Source organism: Stenotrophomonas sp. 05L414_2 (assembly GCF_056397905.1).
On sequence record NZ_JBFTOJ010000008.1, the window covers coordinates 1 to 16,205 of the forward strand.

General features: G+C 67.8%; 15 protein-coding genes. 7 read left to right on the forward strand and 8 right to left on the reverse strand.

What is annotated here, in order from left to right:
- Positions 1 to 438 precede the first annotated feature (438 nt).
- The gene (locus AC1DJN_RS02245) at positions 439 to 816 is read right to left on the reverse strand and encodes a DUF4124 domain-containing protein (RefSeq protein ID WP_025879366.1); all 378 of its coding nucleotides are present in this window, start codon (positions 814 to 816) and stop codon (positions 439 to 441) included.
- Between the two features lie 80 nt (positions 817 to 896).
- Here AC1DJN_RS02245 and pssA point away from each other — a divergent pair, with 80 nt between their 5' ends.
- The 3 genes from pssA to rimI are packed head-to-tail and all read left to right on the forward strand — an operon-like array spanning position 897 to position 2,679.
- The gene (pssA, locus tag AC1DJN_RS02250) at positions 897 to 1,676 is read left to right on the forward strand and encodes a CDP-diacylglycerol--serine O-phosphatidyltransferase (RefSeq protein WP_025879365.1); all 780 of its coding nucleotides are present in this window, start codon (positions 897 to 899) and stop codon (positions 1,674 to 1,676) included.
- Positions 1,673 to 2,185: a hypothetical protein gene (locus AC1DJN_RS02255; RefSeq protein WP_442252313.1), complete on the forward strand. Its 513-nt coding sequence runs from the start codon at positions 1,673 to 1,675 to the stop codon at positions 2,183 to 2,185. Before pssA ends, AC1DJN_RS02255 begins: the two co-directional genes overlap by 4 nt.
- Positions 2,182 to 2,679 (forward strand): ribosomal protein S18-alanine N-acetyltransferase, encoded by a 498-nt coding sequence (rimI, locus tag AC1DJN_RS02260; protein ID WP_032952160.1) that lies wholly within the window; start codon positions 2,182 to 2,184, stop codon positions 2,677 to 2,679. The genes AC1DJN_RS02255 and rimI overlap by 4 nt, the downstream gene beginning before the upstream one ends.
- A gap of 58 nt (positions 2,680 to 2,737) precedes the next feature.
- On the opposite strand, the gene AC1DJN_RS02265 is transcribed toward rimI, so the two are convergent.
- The 5 genes from AC1DJN_RS02265 to AC1DJN_RS02285 all read right to left on the reverse strand — a co-directional run bounded on the left by AC1DJN_RS02265 (position 2,738) and on the right by AC1DJN_RS02285 (position 8,779).
- Complete coding sequence (locus AC1DJN_RS02265) at positions 2,738 to 3,559, reverse strand: EamA family transporter (protein WP_025879362.1); 822 nt, start codon at positions 3,557 to 3,559, stop codon at positions 2,738 to 2,740.
- A gap of 129 nt (positions 3,560 to 3,688) precedes the next feature.
- Entirely contained in the window at positions 3,689 to 6,532 is a 2,844-nt protein-coding gene (locus tag AC1DJN_RS02270; protein ID WP_478014235.1) for a valine--tRNA ligase, read from the reverse strand.
- Positions 6,533 to 6,566: 34 nt separating this feature from the next.
- Complete coding sequence (locus AC1DJN_RS02275; RefSeq protein WP_025879360.1) at positions 6,567 to 6,758, reverse strand: YqaE/Pmp3 family membrane protein; 192 nt, start codon at positions 6,756 to 6,758, stop codon at positions 6,567 to 6,569.
- A gap of 19 nt (positions 6,759 to 6,777) precedes the next feature.
- Positions 6,778 to 7,203 (reverse strand): DNA polymerase III subunit chi, encoded by a 426-nt coding sequence (locus AC1DJN_RS02280; RefSeq protein WP_442252315.1) that lies wholly within the window; start codon positions 7,201 to 7,203, stop codon positions 6,778 to 6,780.
- Between the two features lie 97 nt (positions 7,204 to 7,300).
- Positions 7,301 to 8,779: a leucyl aminopeptidase gene (locus AC1DJN_RS02285; RefSeq protein ID WP_059065965.1), complete on the reverse strand. Its 1,479-nt coding sequence runs from the start codon at positions 8,777 to 8,779 to the stop codon at positions 7,301 to 7,303.
- Between the two features lie 104 nt (positions 8,780 to 8,883).
- On the opposite strand from AC1DJN_RS02285, the gene lptF reads away from it, so the two are divergent.
- Together lptF and lptG are read left to right on the forward strand one after the other, a co-directional pair.
- Entirely contained in the window at positions 8,884 to 9,966 is a 1,083-nt protein-coding gene (lptF, locus tag AC1DJN_RS02290; protein ID WP_032977254.1) for an LPS export ABC transporter permease LptF, read from the forward strand.
- Positions 9,963 to 11,069: an LPS export ABC transporter permease LptG gene (gene lptG, locus AC1DJN_RS02295; protein WP_025879356.1), complete on the forward strand. Its 1,107-nt coding sequence runs from the start codon at positions 9,963 to 9,965 to the stop codon at positions 11,067 to 11,069. The genes lptF and lptG overlap by 4 nt, the downstream gene beginning before the upstream one ends.
- 82 nt (positions 11,070 to 11,151) lie before the next feature.
- On the opposite strand, the gene AC1DJN_RS02300 is transcribed toward lptG, so the two are convergent.
- Entirely contained in the window at positions 11,152 to 11,640 is a 489-nt protein-coding gene (locus tag AC1DJN_RS02300) for an RDD family protein (RefSeq protein ID WP_025879355.1), read from the reverse strand.
- A 56-nt stretch (positions 11,641 to 11,696) separates the two neighbouring features.
- On the opposite strand from AC1DJN_RS02300, the gene xerD reads away from it, so the two are divergent.
- A complete protein-coding gene (gene xerD, locus AC1DJN_RS02305) occupies positions 11,697 to 12,674 on the forward strand; it encodes a site-specific tyrosine recombinase XerD (protein WP_442252316.1) in 978 nt (325 codons plus the stop codon).
- A 100-nt stretch (positions 12,675 to 12,774) separates the two neighbouring features.
- On the forward strand, positions 12,775 to 13,566 hold the full coding sequence (locus AC1DJN_RS02310) for a thioredoxin fold domain-containing protein (protein ID WP_032977259.1): 792 nt from the start codon (positions 12,775 to 12,777) through the stop codon (positions 13,564 to 13,566).
- Positions 13,567 to 13,683: 117 nt separating this feature from the next.
- Here the strand turns inward: AC1DJN_RS02310 and AC1DJN_RS02315 are convergent, their stop codons facing one another.
- Positions 13,684 to 15,795: a glycosyl hydrolase family 18 protein gene (locus tag AC1DJN_RS02315; protein WP_478013629.1), complete on the reverse strand. Its 2,112-nt coding sequence runs from the start codon at positions 15,793 to 15,795 to the stop codon at positions 13,684 to 13,686.
- Positions 15,796 to 16,205 lie beyond the last annotated feature (410 nt).

The following is a 16,205-nucleotide window of genomic DNA, read 5'->3' on the forward strand; positions in this document are numbered from 1 at the left end:
TGGGGGCTTGGCCGCGGCATCCATGCCGCGGACACCCCCGCAACCGGACCCACCCCGCCTTCGACAGATTTCCGCAATCTGTCGGGATGGCATGGCCTGCTCTATGGCATGGCCTGCTCTTGGTGGGTGTCGACCTTGGTCGACACGAAGATCCGCGCCATGCGTGGATGAATCTCCGTCGAAATCGAATATTTCGACAATTGAACGTAGAACTCCACGCATGGCGTGGATCTACTGGCCACCGGGAAACTGTCGAAGRCGGGGCGGTGTCGGATTGCGGGGTGTCAGCCGCATGGATGCGGCTGCCAAGCCCCCACGGATGGGTTTACGGCGTCCCCGCAATCCGACACCGCCCCGTCATCCCACGGAATGCCCGCTTTTGACGTTGACGTTGACGTTGATTCGGCGGGTGCCGGGCGCCGCCCGGCCGATCCCCCCTCAACCCGCCGGAGGGCAGTACGCCTTGATCGCCGCCTCGGCCAGGCCCTTCTGCGCGCTGCGCTGTTCCGGGGTAAGCGCGGTATCGGCCTTGCCATCGCCATCGGTGTCCTGCATCACCGGGCCGGTGCCTTCCAGCAGCGTCACGTTGGCGCGGGCGGTGCTGCATTGTTCCGGCACCGGCGCGGCGGCAGGCTCGGGGGCCGCGTCCGTCGCCGCTGTCCTGGCTTGGGCACGCGTCTCATACTTTGCCCCGGCCGGCGGCGTTTCCGAATACTGGGTCACGCCCTTGGCATCCTTCCACTTGTAGACAGGGCCGGCCAGCGCAGTGGTACTGGCCAACAGCAGCAGGCAACCCAGGCAGGACAGGGCACGCATGGCAAACTCCGCAGAATGGGCGTAGAACGCCGATTGCAGCATTGGCGCCGACCGCTGGCAAGTCGATTAAACTGGATTCCATGGACCCGATCACACCGCCGCCGCGCTCGCGCACGATTTACCTGCTGCCCAACCTGTTCACCACGGCTGGGCTGTTCTCTGGCTTCTACGCCATCATCGCCGCGGCCAACGGGGATTTCGTCAACGCCAGCATCGCCGTGTTCGTGGCGGCGGTGATGGACGGCCTCGATGGCCGTGTCGCGCGCCTGACCGGCACCAGCAGCGAGTTCGGCGTGCAGTACGACTCGCTGGCCGATCTGGTCAGCTTCGGCATGGCGCCCGCACTGGTGATGTATCACTGGTCCCTGTCGGAACTGAAATACGACGGTGAACTGGTCGGTCGCCTCGGCTGGGCGGTGGCGTTCCTGTACGCCGCCTGCGCGGCGCTGCGCCTGGCGCGCTTCAATACCCAGGTGGCCGTTGTCGACAAGCGCTGGTTCGTTGGCCTGGCCAGTCCGGCTGCCGCTGGCCTGATGATGTCCTTCGTCTGGGCCTTCGCCGATGGCACGCTGGGCTGGAACGGCAACGAGCTGCGCTTCGTGGCGTTGGCGGTGACCCTGGTCGCCGCACTGTTGATGGTCAGCCGCATCCGCTTCTGGAGCTTCAAGGGCGGCGCGGCCAAGCAGGGCGCGCGCTCGGACCGTGTCCCGTTCCTGGTGCTGGCACTGGTGCCGATCGCCATCGCCATCGCGGTGATCGACCTGCCCCGCGTGCTGTTCGTCGTCGGCATCCTGTACGCCCTGTCAGGCCCGGTGATGTGGGGCGTGCAGCGCCTGCGCAAGAAGCCCGAGGCGGCGTGAGCCAGGACCTGCCCGTGTTGTGGTCCCCGGCCCAGCAGGCGTGGCTGCAGGCCATGGGCTACACCGTCTATCACGACGGCCAGTTGGCCGCCGAAATGGACGCGGCACTGCAGCTGAGCGTGGCTGAAGCCGCAGCATCGGCACCCGTGCCGGTCGAGGCGACGCGCGCGGCTCCACCTTCGATGCAGCACGCACCCAGCCAGCGTGGCGCGGCGCCGGAGCCTCGGCTCGAGCGCGCGCCACCACGCACTGCCGTGCCGGTAGCGGCGCCGGACACCGTCCCGGCTGCGGCCCGTCCGCTGCCCACCGGCAACGCGCGCCAGCCGCTGGTGCGCCTGCCTGACCGCCTGCAGATCGCGCTGTTGCGTGCCTCGGGCTGCAATCCCAACGACCCCGCCACCCAGGCACTGATGGACAGCTGGCCGCTGGAGCAACTGCGTCGCGACCCCGCAGCCAAGCGCGAGTTGTGGCCGCAGCTGCGCGCGCTGCGCAAGGGCGGAACCGCATGAGTGCGGTCAGCCAGCCCGGCCCGGTGGCGCTGCGTGCGCTGCGCGAGAGCGATCTCAACGCGGTGATGGCCATCGAAGTGCGTGGCTATCCCTATCCCTGGACCCGCGGCATTTTCCTGGATTGCCTGCGTGCCGGTTACCCCGGCCTGGCCATGGAGCGCGATGGCCTGTTGATCGGCTATGGCGTGCTCAGCCTCGCTGCCGATGAAGCACATGTGCTGAACATCTGCATCGATCCGCTGGTGCAGTCGCGTGGGCTCGGCCGCCAGTTGCTGCGTGCGCTGGTCCGCCTGGCCGGTGATCGAGGCGCGCAGCGGGTATTCCTGGAAGTGCGTCCGTCCAATACCCCGGCGCTGGCGCTGTATCACAGCGAAGGCTTCAACGAGATCGGCCGGCGTCCCCGCTACTACCCTGCTGCGCAGGGGCGCGAAGATGCGCTGGTGATGGCGATCGAGCTGGTGGACGGCGAGCTGGAGACAATGCCGCCGCTGTAATCGGCGTCGCGTGGCCGCTGCGCTCGCCGGGCATGGCCCGGCGCTACCGATGCGTTGTTTACGCCAACCGCAGCGCCAGCACGCCAGCCACGATCAGCGCGGCCGCCACCCAGCGTGCACGCGGTACCCGCTCGCGCAGCAGGAACACCGAGATCAGCAGCGCGAACAGGATCGACGATTCGCGCAGCGCCGACACCATTGCCACCGGCACCTGGGTCATCGCCCACAGCGCCATCGCATACGAGGCGGTGGTACCGATGCCGCCGGCCACGCCCAGCGGCCAGTGCTGGCGCGCATACGCCAGCAGCTTGCCGCGCTGCCGATGCAGCGCCCACAACGGCAACGGAATGCCCGACAGCAGGAACAGCCACAACGTGTAGCTCAGCGCATTGCCGGACAGTCGCGCACCCTGCGCATCGACCAGGGTGTAGGTGGCGATCATCGCCGCCGTCAGCAACGGCAGCCGCAGCTGACCGCCACGTGCGCCGCGGGCCATGCACAGGATGCCGCCACTCACCAGAAGGACACCGAGCCAGGCCGACGGCGGCAGGCGTTCGCCGAGCACGGCGCCGGCCAGCGCAACGAGGATGGGCGCGCAACCACGCATCATCGGATACGCCAGGCTCATGTCGACCTGTTGGTAGCAGCGTGCGACCAACGCGTAGTAGGTCACCTGCAGCAGCGCCGAGACGGCCAGCCATGGCCAGCTTGCGGCGGTGGGCATGGGCAGCAGGGGCAGGGCGATGGCCGACAGCAGTGCAGCGCTGCCGGTGACCAGCACCGTGCCGAGGAACTTGTCCGGCCCGCGTTTGACGATCGCGTTCCAGCTGGCGTGCAGTGCGGCGGCGGCGAGGACCAGCAGGAAGATGGAAAGCGGCATCAAGCGATGATGCCAAAAGACAGGGGGGGGTGCCGACCTTGGTCGGCACATCGTTTTGCATGGCAGGTGCCAACCTGGGTTGGCACATCACAGCGGTGCGGACCAAGGTCCGCACCCACCCGGGAGGCGTTACAGCTTCGCGCGCTGTTCGCGCAGGCCGGCCAGCTGGTTGTTCCAGTCGACCAGGCGCACGCGTTCCTGCTCGATCACCGCCGGCGGAACCTTGTCGGAGAACTTGGCCAGCTTGGTCTCGCTCTTCTCCTGTTCGCCTTCCACGCGCTTGATCTCCTTGTCCAGGCGCGCGCGCTCGGCATCGAGATCAACCAGGCCTTCCAGCGGCACCAGCAGCTTCAGCTCACCGACGATCGCGGCGGCGGCCGGCGGCGCACTCTGTGCGTCGGCCAGCCACTGGATGCTGTCCAGCTTCAGCAGGAACGACAGCGAAGCGCTGAAGCGCTCGATGCGCTCGCGGTCCTGGCTCTGCCCGGCATGTTCCTGGCCGGCCAGCAGGCGCAGCGGCACCAGCTTGGACGGGGCAACGTTCAGTTCGCTGCGCACGCGGCGCACCGCACTGATCACCGCCTTCAACCATTCCACGTCGGCCTCGGCCTGGGTGAAGTCGCCCTCGAATTCGGCGGCGGTCGGGTACGGCCGCAGCGACAGCGTGGTTTCGGCCAGGCCCAGGCGCGGTGCCAGCTGCTGCCACAGCTGTTCGGTGATGAACGGGGTCAACGGGTGCAGCAGGCGCAGCAGCGCTTCCAGCACGTACAGCAGGGTGTGGCGGGTGCTGTCGGCGTCGGCGGCATCGGCGCCGTTCAATGCCGGCTTGCTCAGCTCCAGGAACCAATCGCAGAACTCGTTCCAGGCGAATTCGTACAGGCACTGCGCCAACAGGTCGAAGCGATAGGCGGCGAAATGACCCTGCGCTTCGGCGGTGGTAGCGGCCAGGCGCGAGAGGATCCAGCGCTCGGCATCGGTACGCGGCGTCGGCACGCCGGTGAACGCCGCACCTTCGGTGTTCATCAGGGTGAAGCGGCTGGCGTTCCACAGCTTGTTGCAGAAATTCTTGTAGCCCTCGGCGCGGTTCATGTCGAACTTGATGTCGCGGCCATGGGTGGCCAGCGCGGCGATGGTGAAACGCAGCGCATCGGCACCATGGGCGGCGATCCCGTCCGGGAACTCCTTGCGCGTGGCCTTCTCGATCTTCTCGACCATGCGCGGCTGCATCAGCCCGCCGGTGCGCTTGGCCACCAGATCATCGATGGTGATGCCGTCGATGATGTCCAGCGGGTCGAGCACGTTGCCCTTGCTCTTGGACATCTTCTGGCCCTGGCCGTCGCGGATCAGGCCGGTGAAGTAGACGTCCTTGAACGGGATCTTCCCGGTCAGGTTGTCGGTGGCCATGATCATGCGCGCCACCCAGAAGAAGATGATGTCGAAGCCGGTGATCAGCACCGACGACGGCAGGTAGCGGTCGAAACCGCGCTCGGCCATCGCCTGCTCGTTCGGCCAGCCCAGGGTGGAGAACGGCCACAGCTGCGAGGAGAACCAGGTCTCCAGCACGTCGCTTTCCTGGCTCAGCACGACGTCGCTGCCGAGATTGTTCTTCGCCCGCACCTCGTCTTCGCTGCGGCCGACGTAGCAGCTGCCGGTGGCGGCATCGAACCATGCGGGAATGCGGTGGCCCCACCACAGCTGGCGGCTGATGCACCAATCCTGGATGTTGGTCATCCAGTGGCGGTAGGTGTTGATCCAGTTCGGCGGCACGAAGGAGATGCTGCCGTTCTCGACCAGCTCCAGGCCACGCTTGGCCAGTTCGTCCATCTTCACGAACCACTGGTCGGTCAGGTACGGCTCGATCACCTGGCCGGTACGGTCGCCGCGCGGCACCTGCAGCTTGTGTGCCTTGGTCTCGACCAGGATGCCCAGGTCTTCCAGTTCAGCCAGCACGGCCTTGCGCGCGTCGTAACGGTCCAGCCCCTGGAAACGTTCCGGCGCGTTGTCGTTGATCGCGGCCACCGGCGTGAACAGGTTGATCATCGGCAGGCTGTGGCGCACGCCCACCTGGTAATCGTTGAAGTCATGCGCCGGGGTGACCTTGACCACGCCGGTACCGAACGCACGGTCCACGTAGTCATCGGCGATCACCGGCACGCGGCGGCCGGTCAGCGGCAGCACCACGCTCTTGCCGATCAGGTGCAGGTAACGCTCGTCTTCCGGATGCACCATCACCGCGGTGTCGCCCAGCAGGGTTTCCGGGCGGGTGGTGGCGACCACCAGGTAATCGCGGGTTTCGCGCAGGGTCTCGACGCCGTCGGCATCGCGCTCGACGTGCTCGTAGCTCAGGCCTTCATCCAGCTGGTAGGCGATCGACCACAGGAAGCCCTCTTCCTCGGCGCTCTCCACTTCCAGGTCCGAGATCGCCGTCTTCAGCACCGGATCCCAGTTGACCAGGCGCTGGCCACGGTAGATCAGGCCCTGTTCGTGCCAGCGCACGAAGGCTTCGATCACCGCTTCGGACGGCTGCGGGTCCATGGTGAAGGTGCTGCGCGACCAGTCGGCCGAGGTGCCCAGGCGGCGCATCTGCCGTTCGATGATGTCACCGGACTGCTGCTTCCACTCCCACACCTTGCCGATGAAGCCCTCGCGGCCCAGCGAATCGCGGGTCTCGCCGTTGCCTTCCAGCGCCAGGTTGCGGCTGACCACCATCTCGGTGGCGATGCCGGCGTGGTCGGTACCGACCTGCCACAGCGTGTCGTAGCCGCGCATGCGGTGGTAGCGCACCAGCGCATCCATCAGGGTCTGCTGGAAGGCATGGCCCATGTGCAGGGTGCCGGTCACGTTCGGCGGCGGCAGCAGGATGGTGTACGGCTCGCCCTTGCCGGACGGCTTGAAATGGCCGGCCTTCTCCCAGGCCTCGTAGAGGTCGGTCTCGAAGGACTTCGGGTCGTAGCTGGAGGCGAGTTGGGTCATGCGGGGGAACCAGTCATCAAGGCGGGAAGGGAGATCAGCGCGACCCGAGGGTGCGCCGGATCTTCTGGTCGGTGTGGTACTGGCTGACCGAATAGGCAGCCCAGATCGCGGCGGGCAGCCAGCCGATCAGGGTGATCTGCAGGATCAGGCAGACGATGCCGGCAAACGGCCGGCCGATGGTGAAAAAGGACAGCCAGGGAAGAATCAGGGCGATCAGCAGGCGCATCAAGGGGTCCTCGCAGGGCTTACATGTCGTGCTTGTTCAGGTCGTAGCCGGCGGTCTTGTACTGGCGCCAGCGCTCGCGCAGCGGTTCGCGCGCTTCCGGATCGGCCGGGACCACTTCCAGCACGCGCTCGCACTGGCCCAGCCAGGGTTCGTCGCGCAGGTTGATCACCAGCGGCCGCACGGGCGCCTCGCCGCCGGGCGGGGCGATCAGTACCAGGGCTTCTTCCTCGTCCACGTCCTCACCTACGATCTGGTGCGGAATGTAGGCATCGTCGTCGAATGACCAGAGAAGTTCGTCAAGTTCTTCGGCCTGGGCCTGGTCGCGGGCGAGGACCAGGATGAACAACCCGGCGTCGTTGGCCTTGCGCGCCAGCTCGCAGACCAGGCGCAACGGCTCGGTCAGGAAACGGGGCTTGGCGATCAGGTAGAAGTCGGCGCGGGGCATGGCGGCATCCAGGTGAGGCAGGTGCCGATCCATGCCGGGTGGCGGCTGGACCGGCGAGGCCCCGGCCGGCGGTTGCCGGCCAGGGTCAGGTACAGCGTCAGGCGCGGGCGACCTGGTCCAGCAACCACTGGCTCAGCAGGCCGACCGGCCGGCCGGTGGCCATGCCACGCTTGCCTTCATCGCTGGCCACGCCGGCGATGTCCAGATGGGCCCAGCGCTGGCCTTCGGCGAAGCGCGACAGGAAGCAGCCGGCGGTGATGGCACCGGCCCAGCGGCCGCCGATGTTGTAGACGTCGGCGAAGCTGGAATCCAGCATCGGCTGGTACTCGTCCCACAGCGGCAGGCGCCAGGCGCGGTCGAAGACCTGCTCGCCAGCAGCCAGCAGCTCGTTGGCCAGGTCGTCGTGCTTGCTCATCAGGCCTGCGGTCTGGTGGCCGAGGGCGACCATGCAGGCACCGGTCAGGGTGGCCACATCGACCAGCGCCTGCGGCTCGAAGCGCTGCGCGTAGGTCAGTGCGTCGCACAGGATCAGGCGGCCTTCGGCGTCGGTGTTGCCCACTTCGATGGTCTTGCCCGACATCGAGGTGATGACGTCGGACGGACGGTAGGCATTGCCGTCGATGGCGTTTTCCACCGCCGGGACCACCACCACAAGATTCAACGGCAGCTTGGCCTTGACCGCGGCGACGAAGGTGCCGATGACGTTGGCGCCACCGCACATGTCGTACTTCATCTCTTCGATGCCGCCCTGGGTCTTCAGGTTGACGCCACCGGTATCGAAGGTGATGCCCTTGCCGACCAGCACGTAGGGCTTGGCGTCGCCGCCATTGCTCCACTTCAGCACGACCAGGCGCGGGCGGTTGGCCGAGCCACGGGCCACGGCCAGCAGCGAGCCCATGCCCAGCGCTTCCATCTGGGTCTCGTCGAGGATCTCGGCTTCGGCACCGTCATGCTCGCCGGCGAATTTCACGCCCACTTCAGCCAGATAGGCCGGGGTGCAGTAGTTCGGCGGCAGGTTGCCCAGCTCGCGGGCGAACTCGACACCGGCGGCGATGGCCTGGCCCTGGGCCAGGGCCTGCGCGTCATCACCGGCGATGGCCAGCTGGGCCAGGCCGGCATCGTCGGCCTTCTTCTTGCCCAGGGTGGCGGTGTAGCGGTAGGCCGCGTGGTCGGCGGCGATCACCGCCTGGCGGATCGCCCAGGCCGCGTCGCGGTCCTTCACTGCCACTTCGGACAGGGTAAACAGTGCGCTGCGGGCAGCGCCGGCCTTCAGCGCGCGCACGGCATCGCCGACYGCCTTCAGGTACTGCGGCACGCCGAATCGGGCGGCATCGCCGAGGCCGACCACCAGCACGCGTGGGGCGGTCACGCCCGGCAGGTCGTGCAGCAGGGTGGTGGCGCCGGTCTTGCCGGACAGGTCGCCGCGCTGGGCCAGGGCGGCCAGGCGGCCACCGCTTGCAGCATCCAGTGCCTGCGCGGACGCAGTCAGGGTATGGTCGGCATAGGCGCCGACGACGATGCAGTCAACGGCGGCCGAAGCCGCAGCGAGGTGGTTCAGGGTGAATTCGAGAGCCATTGAGCAGATTCCATTGGCAAGTCCGTACAATCGCGGACCGTTTACGCCCAGACGCTAGACTGGGCGGCACCGCGAACGAACCTGAGAGTTTAAACCACCGCCCCATGTTGAAGCTCGACCGCTATCTATTGGGCGATTTCGTCCAGAGTTTCCTGGCTACCCTGATCGTCCTGCTGGTGGTCAGCGTGGGCGGCGTGCTGGTGGACATCCTCGGCAACATCGCCGACGGGCGGCTGCCGGCCAAGCTGCTGTTCTCGCAGCTGGGCCTGCAGTTCATCGTCTACATGCCGCTGATCCTGCCGCTGGCGCTGATGCTGGGCCTGCTGCTGGCCATTGCCCGCCTCTACCGCGACTCGGAAATGGCGGTCATCACCGCCATCGGTGTCGGCCCCCGGCGCCTGCTCAAGCCCCTGCTGATGCTGGTGCTGCCGGTGATCGCGGTGGTCGGCGCCTGTTCGCTGTGGCTCGGCCCCTGGGCCGGGCGCACCGCCGAACAGATGGTGCAGGACGCCAACCGCAGCGTGCTGATGGCCGGCCTGGAGCCGGGCCGGTTCACCCCGCTGCCCAATGGCGGCGTGGTCTATGTCGCCTCGATCTCGCCCGATGGCAGCCAGCTGGGCCGGGTGTTCCTGCAGCGGCAGAAGGAGGATCGCCTTGAAGTGGTGTCCGCCGCCAGCGGCCGCATGTACTTCGAAGGCGCCCGCCAGCGTTTCCTCGAACTGGATGATGGCCACCAGCTGGAAGGGCCGGCGGCCGGCGCACTGGACTACCGCCTGGCGACCTTCGCCCGCAACGATGTGGCGCTGCCCGACGGCAGTGAGGCCCGCAAGAGTGATGACCCCGAACTGATGCCGACCACCGCGCTGTTCGGTGACAAGCGCCCCGAGGCCCAGGCACAGCTGCACCGTCGCCTGGCGCCGCCGCTGATCGCACTGGCCTTTGCCCTGCTGACCGTGCCGCTGGGACGCAGTTCGCCGCGCCAGCAGCGCTATGGGCGGATGATGCTGGCCCTGATGGCCTACATGGTCGGTACCAACCTGATGTTCATCGGCAGTGGCTGGATCGCCAATGGCCAGATTCCGCCGGCGCTTGGCCTGTGGTGGCTGACCCTGCCGCTGCTGGCACTGGCGATCTGGATGTACGCGCGTGACGGCCGCATGGCCCGCCCGAAGGGAGCCCGCGCATGATGCTGCGACCGATGCGTTTCGATCTGTACCTGGGCCGGGCAGTGCTGGGTACCGTGCTGCTGACCTGGGCGGTGCTGGTGGGCCTGGACGTGCTGATGGCCTTCTCCGGTGAGTTCAAGGACATCGGCAAGAACGGCTATTCGTTGGGCCATGCTGCCGCCTGGGTGCTGTACACCGTGCCGCGCCGGGCCTACACGATGTTCCCGACCGCGGCGGTGATCGGCGCGCTGATGGGCCTGGGCCAGTTGGCCGCGACCTCGGAGCTGACGGCGCTGCGCGCGCTGGGCCTGTCGCGCAAGCGCCTGAGCGTGTCGGTGGCGATCGCCCTGTCGCTGCTGACCGGGCTGATGGTGATCAGCGCCGAGACTCTGGGGCCGTGGGGCCAGAACCGCGCCGATTCGCTGAAGATGAGTGCCAAGTGGGGCACCGACATGGCGGTGGCGCGTTACTCCGGCCTGTGGGCGCGTGAAGGTGACACGTTCCTCAACGCACAGAGTGGCGAAGAACAGCTGGTCGGCGACAAGGGCACCCGGCTGATTCTGCGTGACGTGCGCCTGTACAAGATCGACGAAGAGGGTCGGATCGGTACGCTGACCCATGCGGCCACCGCCGAGCATGACAAGGATGGCTGGGTGTTGACCGGCGTGCGCCGTGACACCTTCGGCGAGCGCTCGGCAACGCGCCAGGAAGCGGCCCGTGAGCCGTGGAATTCCAAGCTGGATGCCGGCGCCCTGGCCACCGGCATCGCCAAGCCGCGCAACCTCAGCGTGTCCGAGCTGAGCACCAGCATCGCCTACCGCGAGCGCAACGGGCTGGATGCACGCGACTACGAGGATGTGTACTGGAGCCGCTGGTTCTATCCGTTGAATGTGCTGGCGCTGTGTCTGGCGGCGGTGCCGTTCGCGTTCGGTTCGCTGCGCAGTGGCGGCATGGGCAAGCGCTTGTTCCTGGGCATCCTGTTCGCGCTGGCGTTCTGGCTGCTGCAGCTGTTCTTCGGCCGCATGGCCGGTGCGCTCAAGTTCGACTACCGCATTGCCTATGCGCTGCCGCCGATCGTGATGCTGGCCGTGTCCGGGTTGTTGTTCCGGCGCAAATCGGGCTGATTCCGGTAGCGCCGGGCCACGCCCGGCGAAGGTGTGCGATATCCCGCGTCCGCCGGGCATGGCCCGGCGCTGCCAGGACAGGTCAGCGCTTCGGCATCCGCAGCAGCTGCGTGGCACTCGCGCGGTCGTGCCAGGTCAGCCGCTGGCGATCCACCAAGGCCCACCAGAAGCCCAATCCGCCCAGCAGCAACGACAGCGTGGCCACCGCGAAGCGCAGCCACAGCTGGCCGCGTCGCAACGGCGTGCCATCGCGTGATTCCAGCTTCAAGCGCCACGGGCGCATGCCCAGCGTCTGCCCACCGCGCCGCCAGCTGGCGGTGGCATACCACCCGGTCATGGCCCAGCACACCGCCCACAACAGCCATTGCCAGGCACTGAAAGGCGCGATGTTGTCGCGCTGCGCATGGCCGCTGAACGTATAGGCCAGGGTGAAGGCCGTGCCGGCCAGCATCCACAAGGCCAGCACCGGCAGCGCGTCATAGATCATCGCCAGCAGGCGCCACAGCAGCAGCGCGCGCGGGCGGGGCGTATCAGCGGCGACGTGGGCCGCATCGGTGGCGGGGCTCGACATGTGCCGAGCATACGCAATGCTGGCCGTGCCCGCAGTTGGCCTCGTATCCTGCGTGCATGGCCGTCACTTCCACTCCCACCGAACGTCGTCAGCTGGTCCAGCAACTCCCGGAGCTGCGCGGCGAGGACAGCCAGCGCATCCAGCGTTTCCTCGATGCGATCTGGGCCGAGCACGGTCTGGCCCGCGCCACCCTGGACAGCTATCGCCGCGACCTTGAAGGCCTGGCGCGCTGGTGTGACGGGCGCGACGGTGGTCTGGCCGGTGTTGAACGCGCCGGTCTGTTCGATTACCTGGCCTGGCGCACCCGCCACAACTGGTCGCCGCGCAGCAACGCGCGGTTGCTGTCGGCGCTGCGCGCGTTCTTTGCCGATGCCGTGCGGCGTGGCGAACGCAGCGAGGATCCCAGCGCGCTGCTGGACCCGCCGAAGCTGCCACGGCTGCTGCCCAAGGCACTGGCAGAGAGCCAGATCGACGCGCTGCTGGCGGCACCGGATATCGACAGTCCGCTCGGCCTGCGCGACCGCGCCATGCTGGAGCTGATGTACGCCGCCGGGCTGCGGGTGAGCGAGCTGGTGCTGTTGCCCGCCACGGCGGTGAACCTGCGCCAGGGCGTGCTGCGGGTGACCGGCAAGGGCAGCAAGGAACGCCTGGTGCCGCTGGGCGAGGAGTCGCAGTACTGGCTGGAACGCTACCTGCAGCAGTCGCGACCGCAGTTGGTGGGGAAGGGCAAGGTGCAGGCGCTGGCCGACGGGCAGACGCCGCTGTTCATCGAACCGGCGCTGCATGGCTTGACCCGCCAGGCGTTCTGGCACCTGGTCAAGCGCTATGCGGCGGTGGCCGGTATCGACCCGGCGCGGATCAGTCCGCATGGCCTGCGGCACAGTTTCGCCACCCACCTGCTGAACCGTGGCGCCGACCTGCGCGCGCTGCAGATGCTGCTGGGCCACAGCTCGCTGTCCACCACGCAGATCTACACGCTGGTCGCACGCGAACACCTGCAGAAACTGCACGCCCGCCATCATCCACGCGGCTGAGCCCGCGGCTGAACCCCTGCCGGGCCTGTGCGCGGCATCGCGGACCGCTCAGGATGGCTGTGTCAGAATCCGGGGTCTTCTTTCTGCTGCGGACTGCTCCATGCTCCGATTCGCCATCGCCGCCGTGTTCGGCGCGCTCAGCCTGAGTGCCTGCGCCCAGCCCGCCCCGCCCGCCGCAAAGGCCCCCGCTGCAGCGGCAGCCAAGGCCGGCCCTGCCGCCACGGCCAATGCTCCGGCCGAGCAGGCCGTGCGCAAGGCGCTGACCGAGCTCAACCCCGGCTTCCAGGTGGACTACATCGGTGCCGCGCCCTTCCCGGGCTTCCGTGAAGTGGTGGTCTCCGGCCAGCTGCTGTACGTCTCCGACGACGGCCGCTACCTGTTCCAGTCGCAGCCCTACGACACCCGCGCCAAGAGCCCGGCCAACAGCGAAGGCCTGCTGGGCTACCGTCGCGACCTGCTGGCCAAGGCCAACCATGGCGACCGCATCGTGTTCGCCGCGCCGAACGCGAAGTACACCATCAGCGTGTTCACCGACATCGAATGCGGCTACTGCCGCAAGCTGCACCAGGACATCGCCGAGCTCAACCGCAACGGCATCACCGTCGAATACCTGGCCTTCCCGCGCATGGGGCTGGGCAGCAAGGATTACACCGACATGATCTCGGTCTGGTGCGCGGCCGATCGCCGCCAGGCGCTGACCAATGCCAAGCGTGGTGGCACGGTGGCAGCGAAGAACTGCACCAACCCGGTGGCGATGCAGTACGCCCTGGGCCAGCAGTTGGGCGTGAATGGCACGCCGGCGATCTTCGCGCCCGATGGCACCCAGCTCGGCGGCTACCTGCCGCCGGCGCAGTTGCGTGCTGCGCTGGAGAAGCTGTCGGCCAAGCGCTGATTGAAACGCCGCCGGGCATGGCCCGGTGCTACCGTGGATGGGCGGGTAGCGCCGGGCCATGCCCGGCGGATGCATCAGACAGAAAGCCGGGGACGCAGTGCGCCCCCGGCTTTTTTTTTACTTCAACCCATCACTGACCGCCTTGGTCAGCGTGCCCTGCGCATCGTCGCCGCTGAACTCCCAGACGAACGCACCGCCCAGTCCCTGGGTCTTCACGTAGCCCATCTTGCGGGTGATGTTGGCCGGGGTATCGAAGCTCCACAACGTGCTGCCGTTGTAGATCCAGGTGGCACCGGCGGTGTTGTCGGTGTAGCTCGGCCACGCCAGGTTCTTCAGCACCTTCCAGTCTTCAATGCCAGCCTCGTAGGTACCCGGTGCCGCACCGGTGGCGCTCTGGTACAGGCCATTGTTGGCGTTGGTCACCCCGGTCCAGCCGCGCCCGTAGTAACCGATGCCCAGGTTGAGCTTGGCGGCGGGAACACCACGGCTGATGAAGGCCTCGATGGCGTCGTTGCTGTTGTACAGCTTCTGGTCGCCGGTGGACGGATCATTCGGCGAATCGAACAGCGCCGACTGGTGATTGGTCTTCGCATCCCACGCGCCGTGGAAGTCGTAGGTCATCACGTTGATGTAGTCCAGGTACGGGTGGTACGCGGCCGGATCGGTGACGCGGATCTTGTCGATGCCGGCGCCGACTGCCACCGTCAGCAGCAGGCCCGGGCGCACCGCATCGAGCTGGCGGCGGAATTCGGCCATCAGCGCGGTGAAGTTGGCGTTGTCCTCGGGCGTGCCGCAGGCGATACCGCAGGCCACCGGGTATTCCCAGTCGATGTCGATGCCATCGAACACCCCCAACGCCGCACCGGGGCCACCGGCACCGTCGGTCACCGGCAGGTTGCCCTTGATGTAGGCGTCGATGCACGAAGCGACGAAGGCCTGGCGGTTGGCCGGTTGCGCCGCGCTGGAGAAGCCGCGCGACCAGGTCCAGCCACCCAGCGAGATCAGCACCTTCATGCCCGGGTACTTGGCCTTGAGCTGCTTGAGCTGGTTCCAGTTGCCGCGCAGCGGCTGGTCCCAGGTATCGGCGCTGCCGCTCACGCTTTCGCCGGCACCGAAGGCCTTGGTGTAGTCGGCGAAGGCATCGCCGCCGGCTCCGCTGTTCGGATCCGACGGCTGGGTGACGCCCACTTCGCAGCGGTTGTTGCGCACGTTGCCGAAGGCGTAATTGATGTGGGTCAGGCGCGCGGCCGAACCGCTGCTGTCGATGTTCTTGACCCGGTAGTTGCGGCCGTAGATGCCCCACTGGGTGAAGTAACCGATGACCCGCTTGCCGGTGGTGCCACCGTCGCCGGCCAGGGTGCTGGCGGTCACTGCCGTGCCCTGTGCCGACGCATTGCCGGCGTTGTCGCGGGCACGCACGCGGTAGCTGTAGCTGGTCGATGCAGTCAGGCCGCCATCGACATAGCTGGCGCTGGACGGCGAGCCGACCAGGCTGCCATTGCGGTACACGTCGTAGCCAGCCAGGCCGCTGCCGCCGGTGTTGTCGGTGGACGGGCTCCAGCTCAGGGCGATGCTGTTGGCGGTGCGGGTACCCACGGCCAGGCCACCGGGCACGCTGGGCGCGGTGGTATCGCCACTGGCTGCGTTGACGGTGATGGTGATGGTCGCGGTGCTGGCGGTGGCATTGTTGTTGTCGGTGGCGACCGCGCGCAGGGTGTGGCTGCCGGCGCTGGCGTTGGCCCAGCTGGCGCTGTACGGCGCGCTGGTGTCGATGCCCAGCGAACTGCCATCGCGGAAGAACTCGACCTTGCTGACGCTGCCGTCCGCATCACTGGCGTTGGCGGTCACGTTGACCGTGCTGCCGGCGCTGAAGGTGGCGCCGTTGGCCGGCGAGGTCAGGCTGACCACCGGCGGCTGGTTGGCCCCGCCGCCGTCGCAGGCGCCGAGGTTGGTGTAGTAGGGCGCCCCGGCCGGATGGTCCGGCGGCGCATTCCAGATGTCCTGGTTCGCCCGGTAGAGGACCCCTCCTTTCTGCAGGGTGTCGCCACTGCGGTAGATCTTGGCCTGGTCCCATTCGGCCACGCCGGCACAACTGGCGGCCTGGGCCAGGCCGGGCAGGGTGACCGCCCCGGCCAGGGCCAGCAGCCAGGCCAGACGGCGCGGGCGACAGCGATGAAGGGAAGGGTGGGCACTGCGTACATCGGCACTCTGCACAAGCGGGTCGTACATGGTGTGTCTCCGATCGATGGTTGGCGCGCGGGCCAAGACGGCGCCGCACGTAACGCAGGGTCCGGACGTCACCCGGGAAGGCGACGGAGGGGGCGGACGGAGGTACCTGGTGGGCCGGGGAGAGAGTCCGGCGCCAGGTGGGGACAACGTTGTCATCAATTGCGTGGTCAATCCGTGAGCGAGTGCATGGTTCGGGGATTTGGCGGAGAGCGGCGCTGGCGCGGGGTCGGCGGCCAGCGGCGGAGCCCCCTCGTGGCTGGGGCTTGCCGCGAACAGCGTATTTCTGGGGGTGGGCCGGGCGGGTGGGCTCAGGCGGGGACGCCGTGAACCCGTCCATGGGGGCTTGGCCGCGGCATCCATGCCGCGGACACCCCGCCTGACCCCACCCGCCCGGCCACGGACAGGTTCCT

What these genes read in the sequence shown, in the direction of transcription:
- AC1DJN_RS02245 (WP_025879366.1), bottom strand. Translation starts at nt 816, where the DNA reads ATGCGTGCCCTGTCCTGCCTGGGTTGCCTGCTGCTGTTGGCCAGTACC.
- pssA (WP_025879365.1), top strand. Translation starts at nt 897, where the DNA reads ATGGACCCGATCACACCGCCGCCGCGCTCGCGCACGATTTACCTGCTG.
- rimI (WP_032952160.1), top strand. Translation starts at nt 2,182, where the DNA reads ATGAGTGCGGTCAGCCAGCCCGGCCCGGTGGCGCTGCGTGCGCTGCGC.
- AC1DJN_RS02265 (WP_025879362.1), bottom strand. Translation starts at nt 3,559, where the DNA reads ATGCCGCTTTCCATCTTCCTGCTGGTCCTCGCCGCCGCCGCACTGCAC.
- AC1DJN_RS02270 (WP_478014235.1), bottom strand. Translation starts at nt 6,532, where the DNA reads ATGACCCAACTCGCCTCCAGCTACGACCCGAAGTCCTTCGAGACCGAC.
- AC1DJN_RS02275 (WP_025879360.1), bottom strand. Translation starts at nt 6,758, where the DNA reads ATGCGCCTGCTGATCGCCCTGATTCTTCCCTGGCTGTCCTTTTTCACC.
- AC1DJN_RS02280 (WP_442252315.1), bottom strand. Translation starts at nt 7,203, where the DNA reads ATGCCCCGCGCCGACTTCTACCTGATCGCCAAGCCCCGTTTCCTGACC.
- lptF (WP_032977254.1), top strand. Translation starts at nt 8,884, where the DNA reads ATGTTGAAGCTCGACCGCTATCTATTGGGCGATTTCGTCCAGAGTTTC.
- lptG (WP_025879356.1), top strand. Translation starts at nt 9,963, where the DNA reads ATGATGCTGCGACCGATGCGTTTCGATCTGTACCTGGGCCGGGCAGTG.
- AC1DJN_RS02300 (WP_025879355.1), bottom strand. Translation starts at nt 11,640, where the DNA reads ATGTCGAGCCCCGCCACCGATGCGGCCCACGTCGCCGCTGATACGCCC.
- xerD (WP_442252316.1), top strand. Translation starts at nt 11,697, where the DNA reads ATGGCCGTCACTTCCACTCCCACCGAACGTCGTCAGCTGGTCCAGCAA.
- AC1DJN_RS02310 (WP_032977259.1), top strand. Translation starts at nt 12,775, where the DNA reads ATGCTCCGATTCGCCATCGCCGCCGTGTTCGGCGCGCTCAGCCTGAGT.
- AC1DJN_RS02315 (WP_478013629.1), bottom strand. Translation starts at nt 15,795, where the DNA reads ATGTACGACCCGCTTGTGCAGAGTGCCGATGTACGCAGTGCCCACCCT.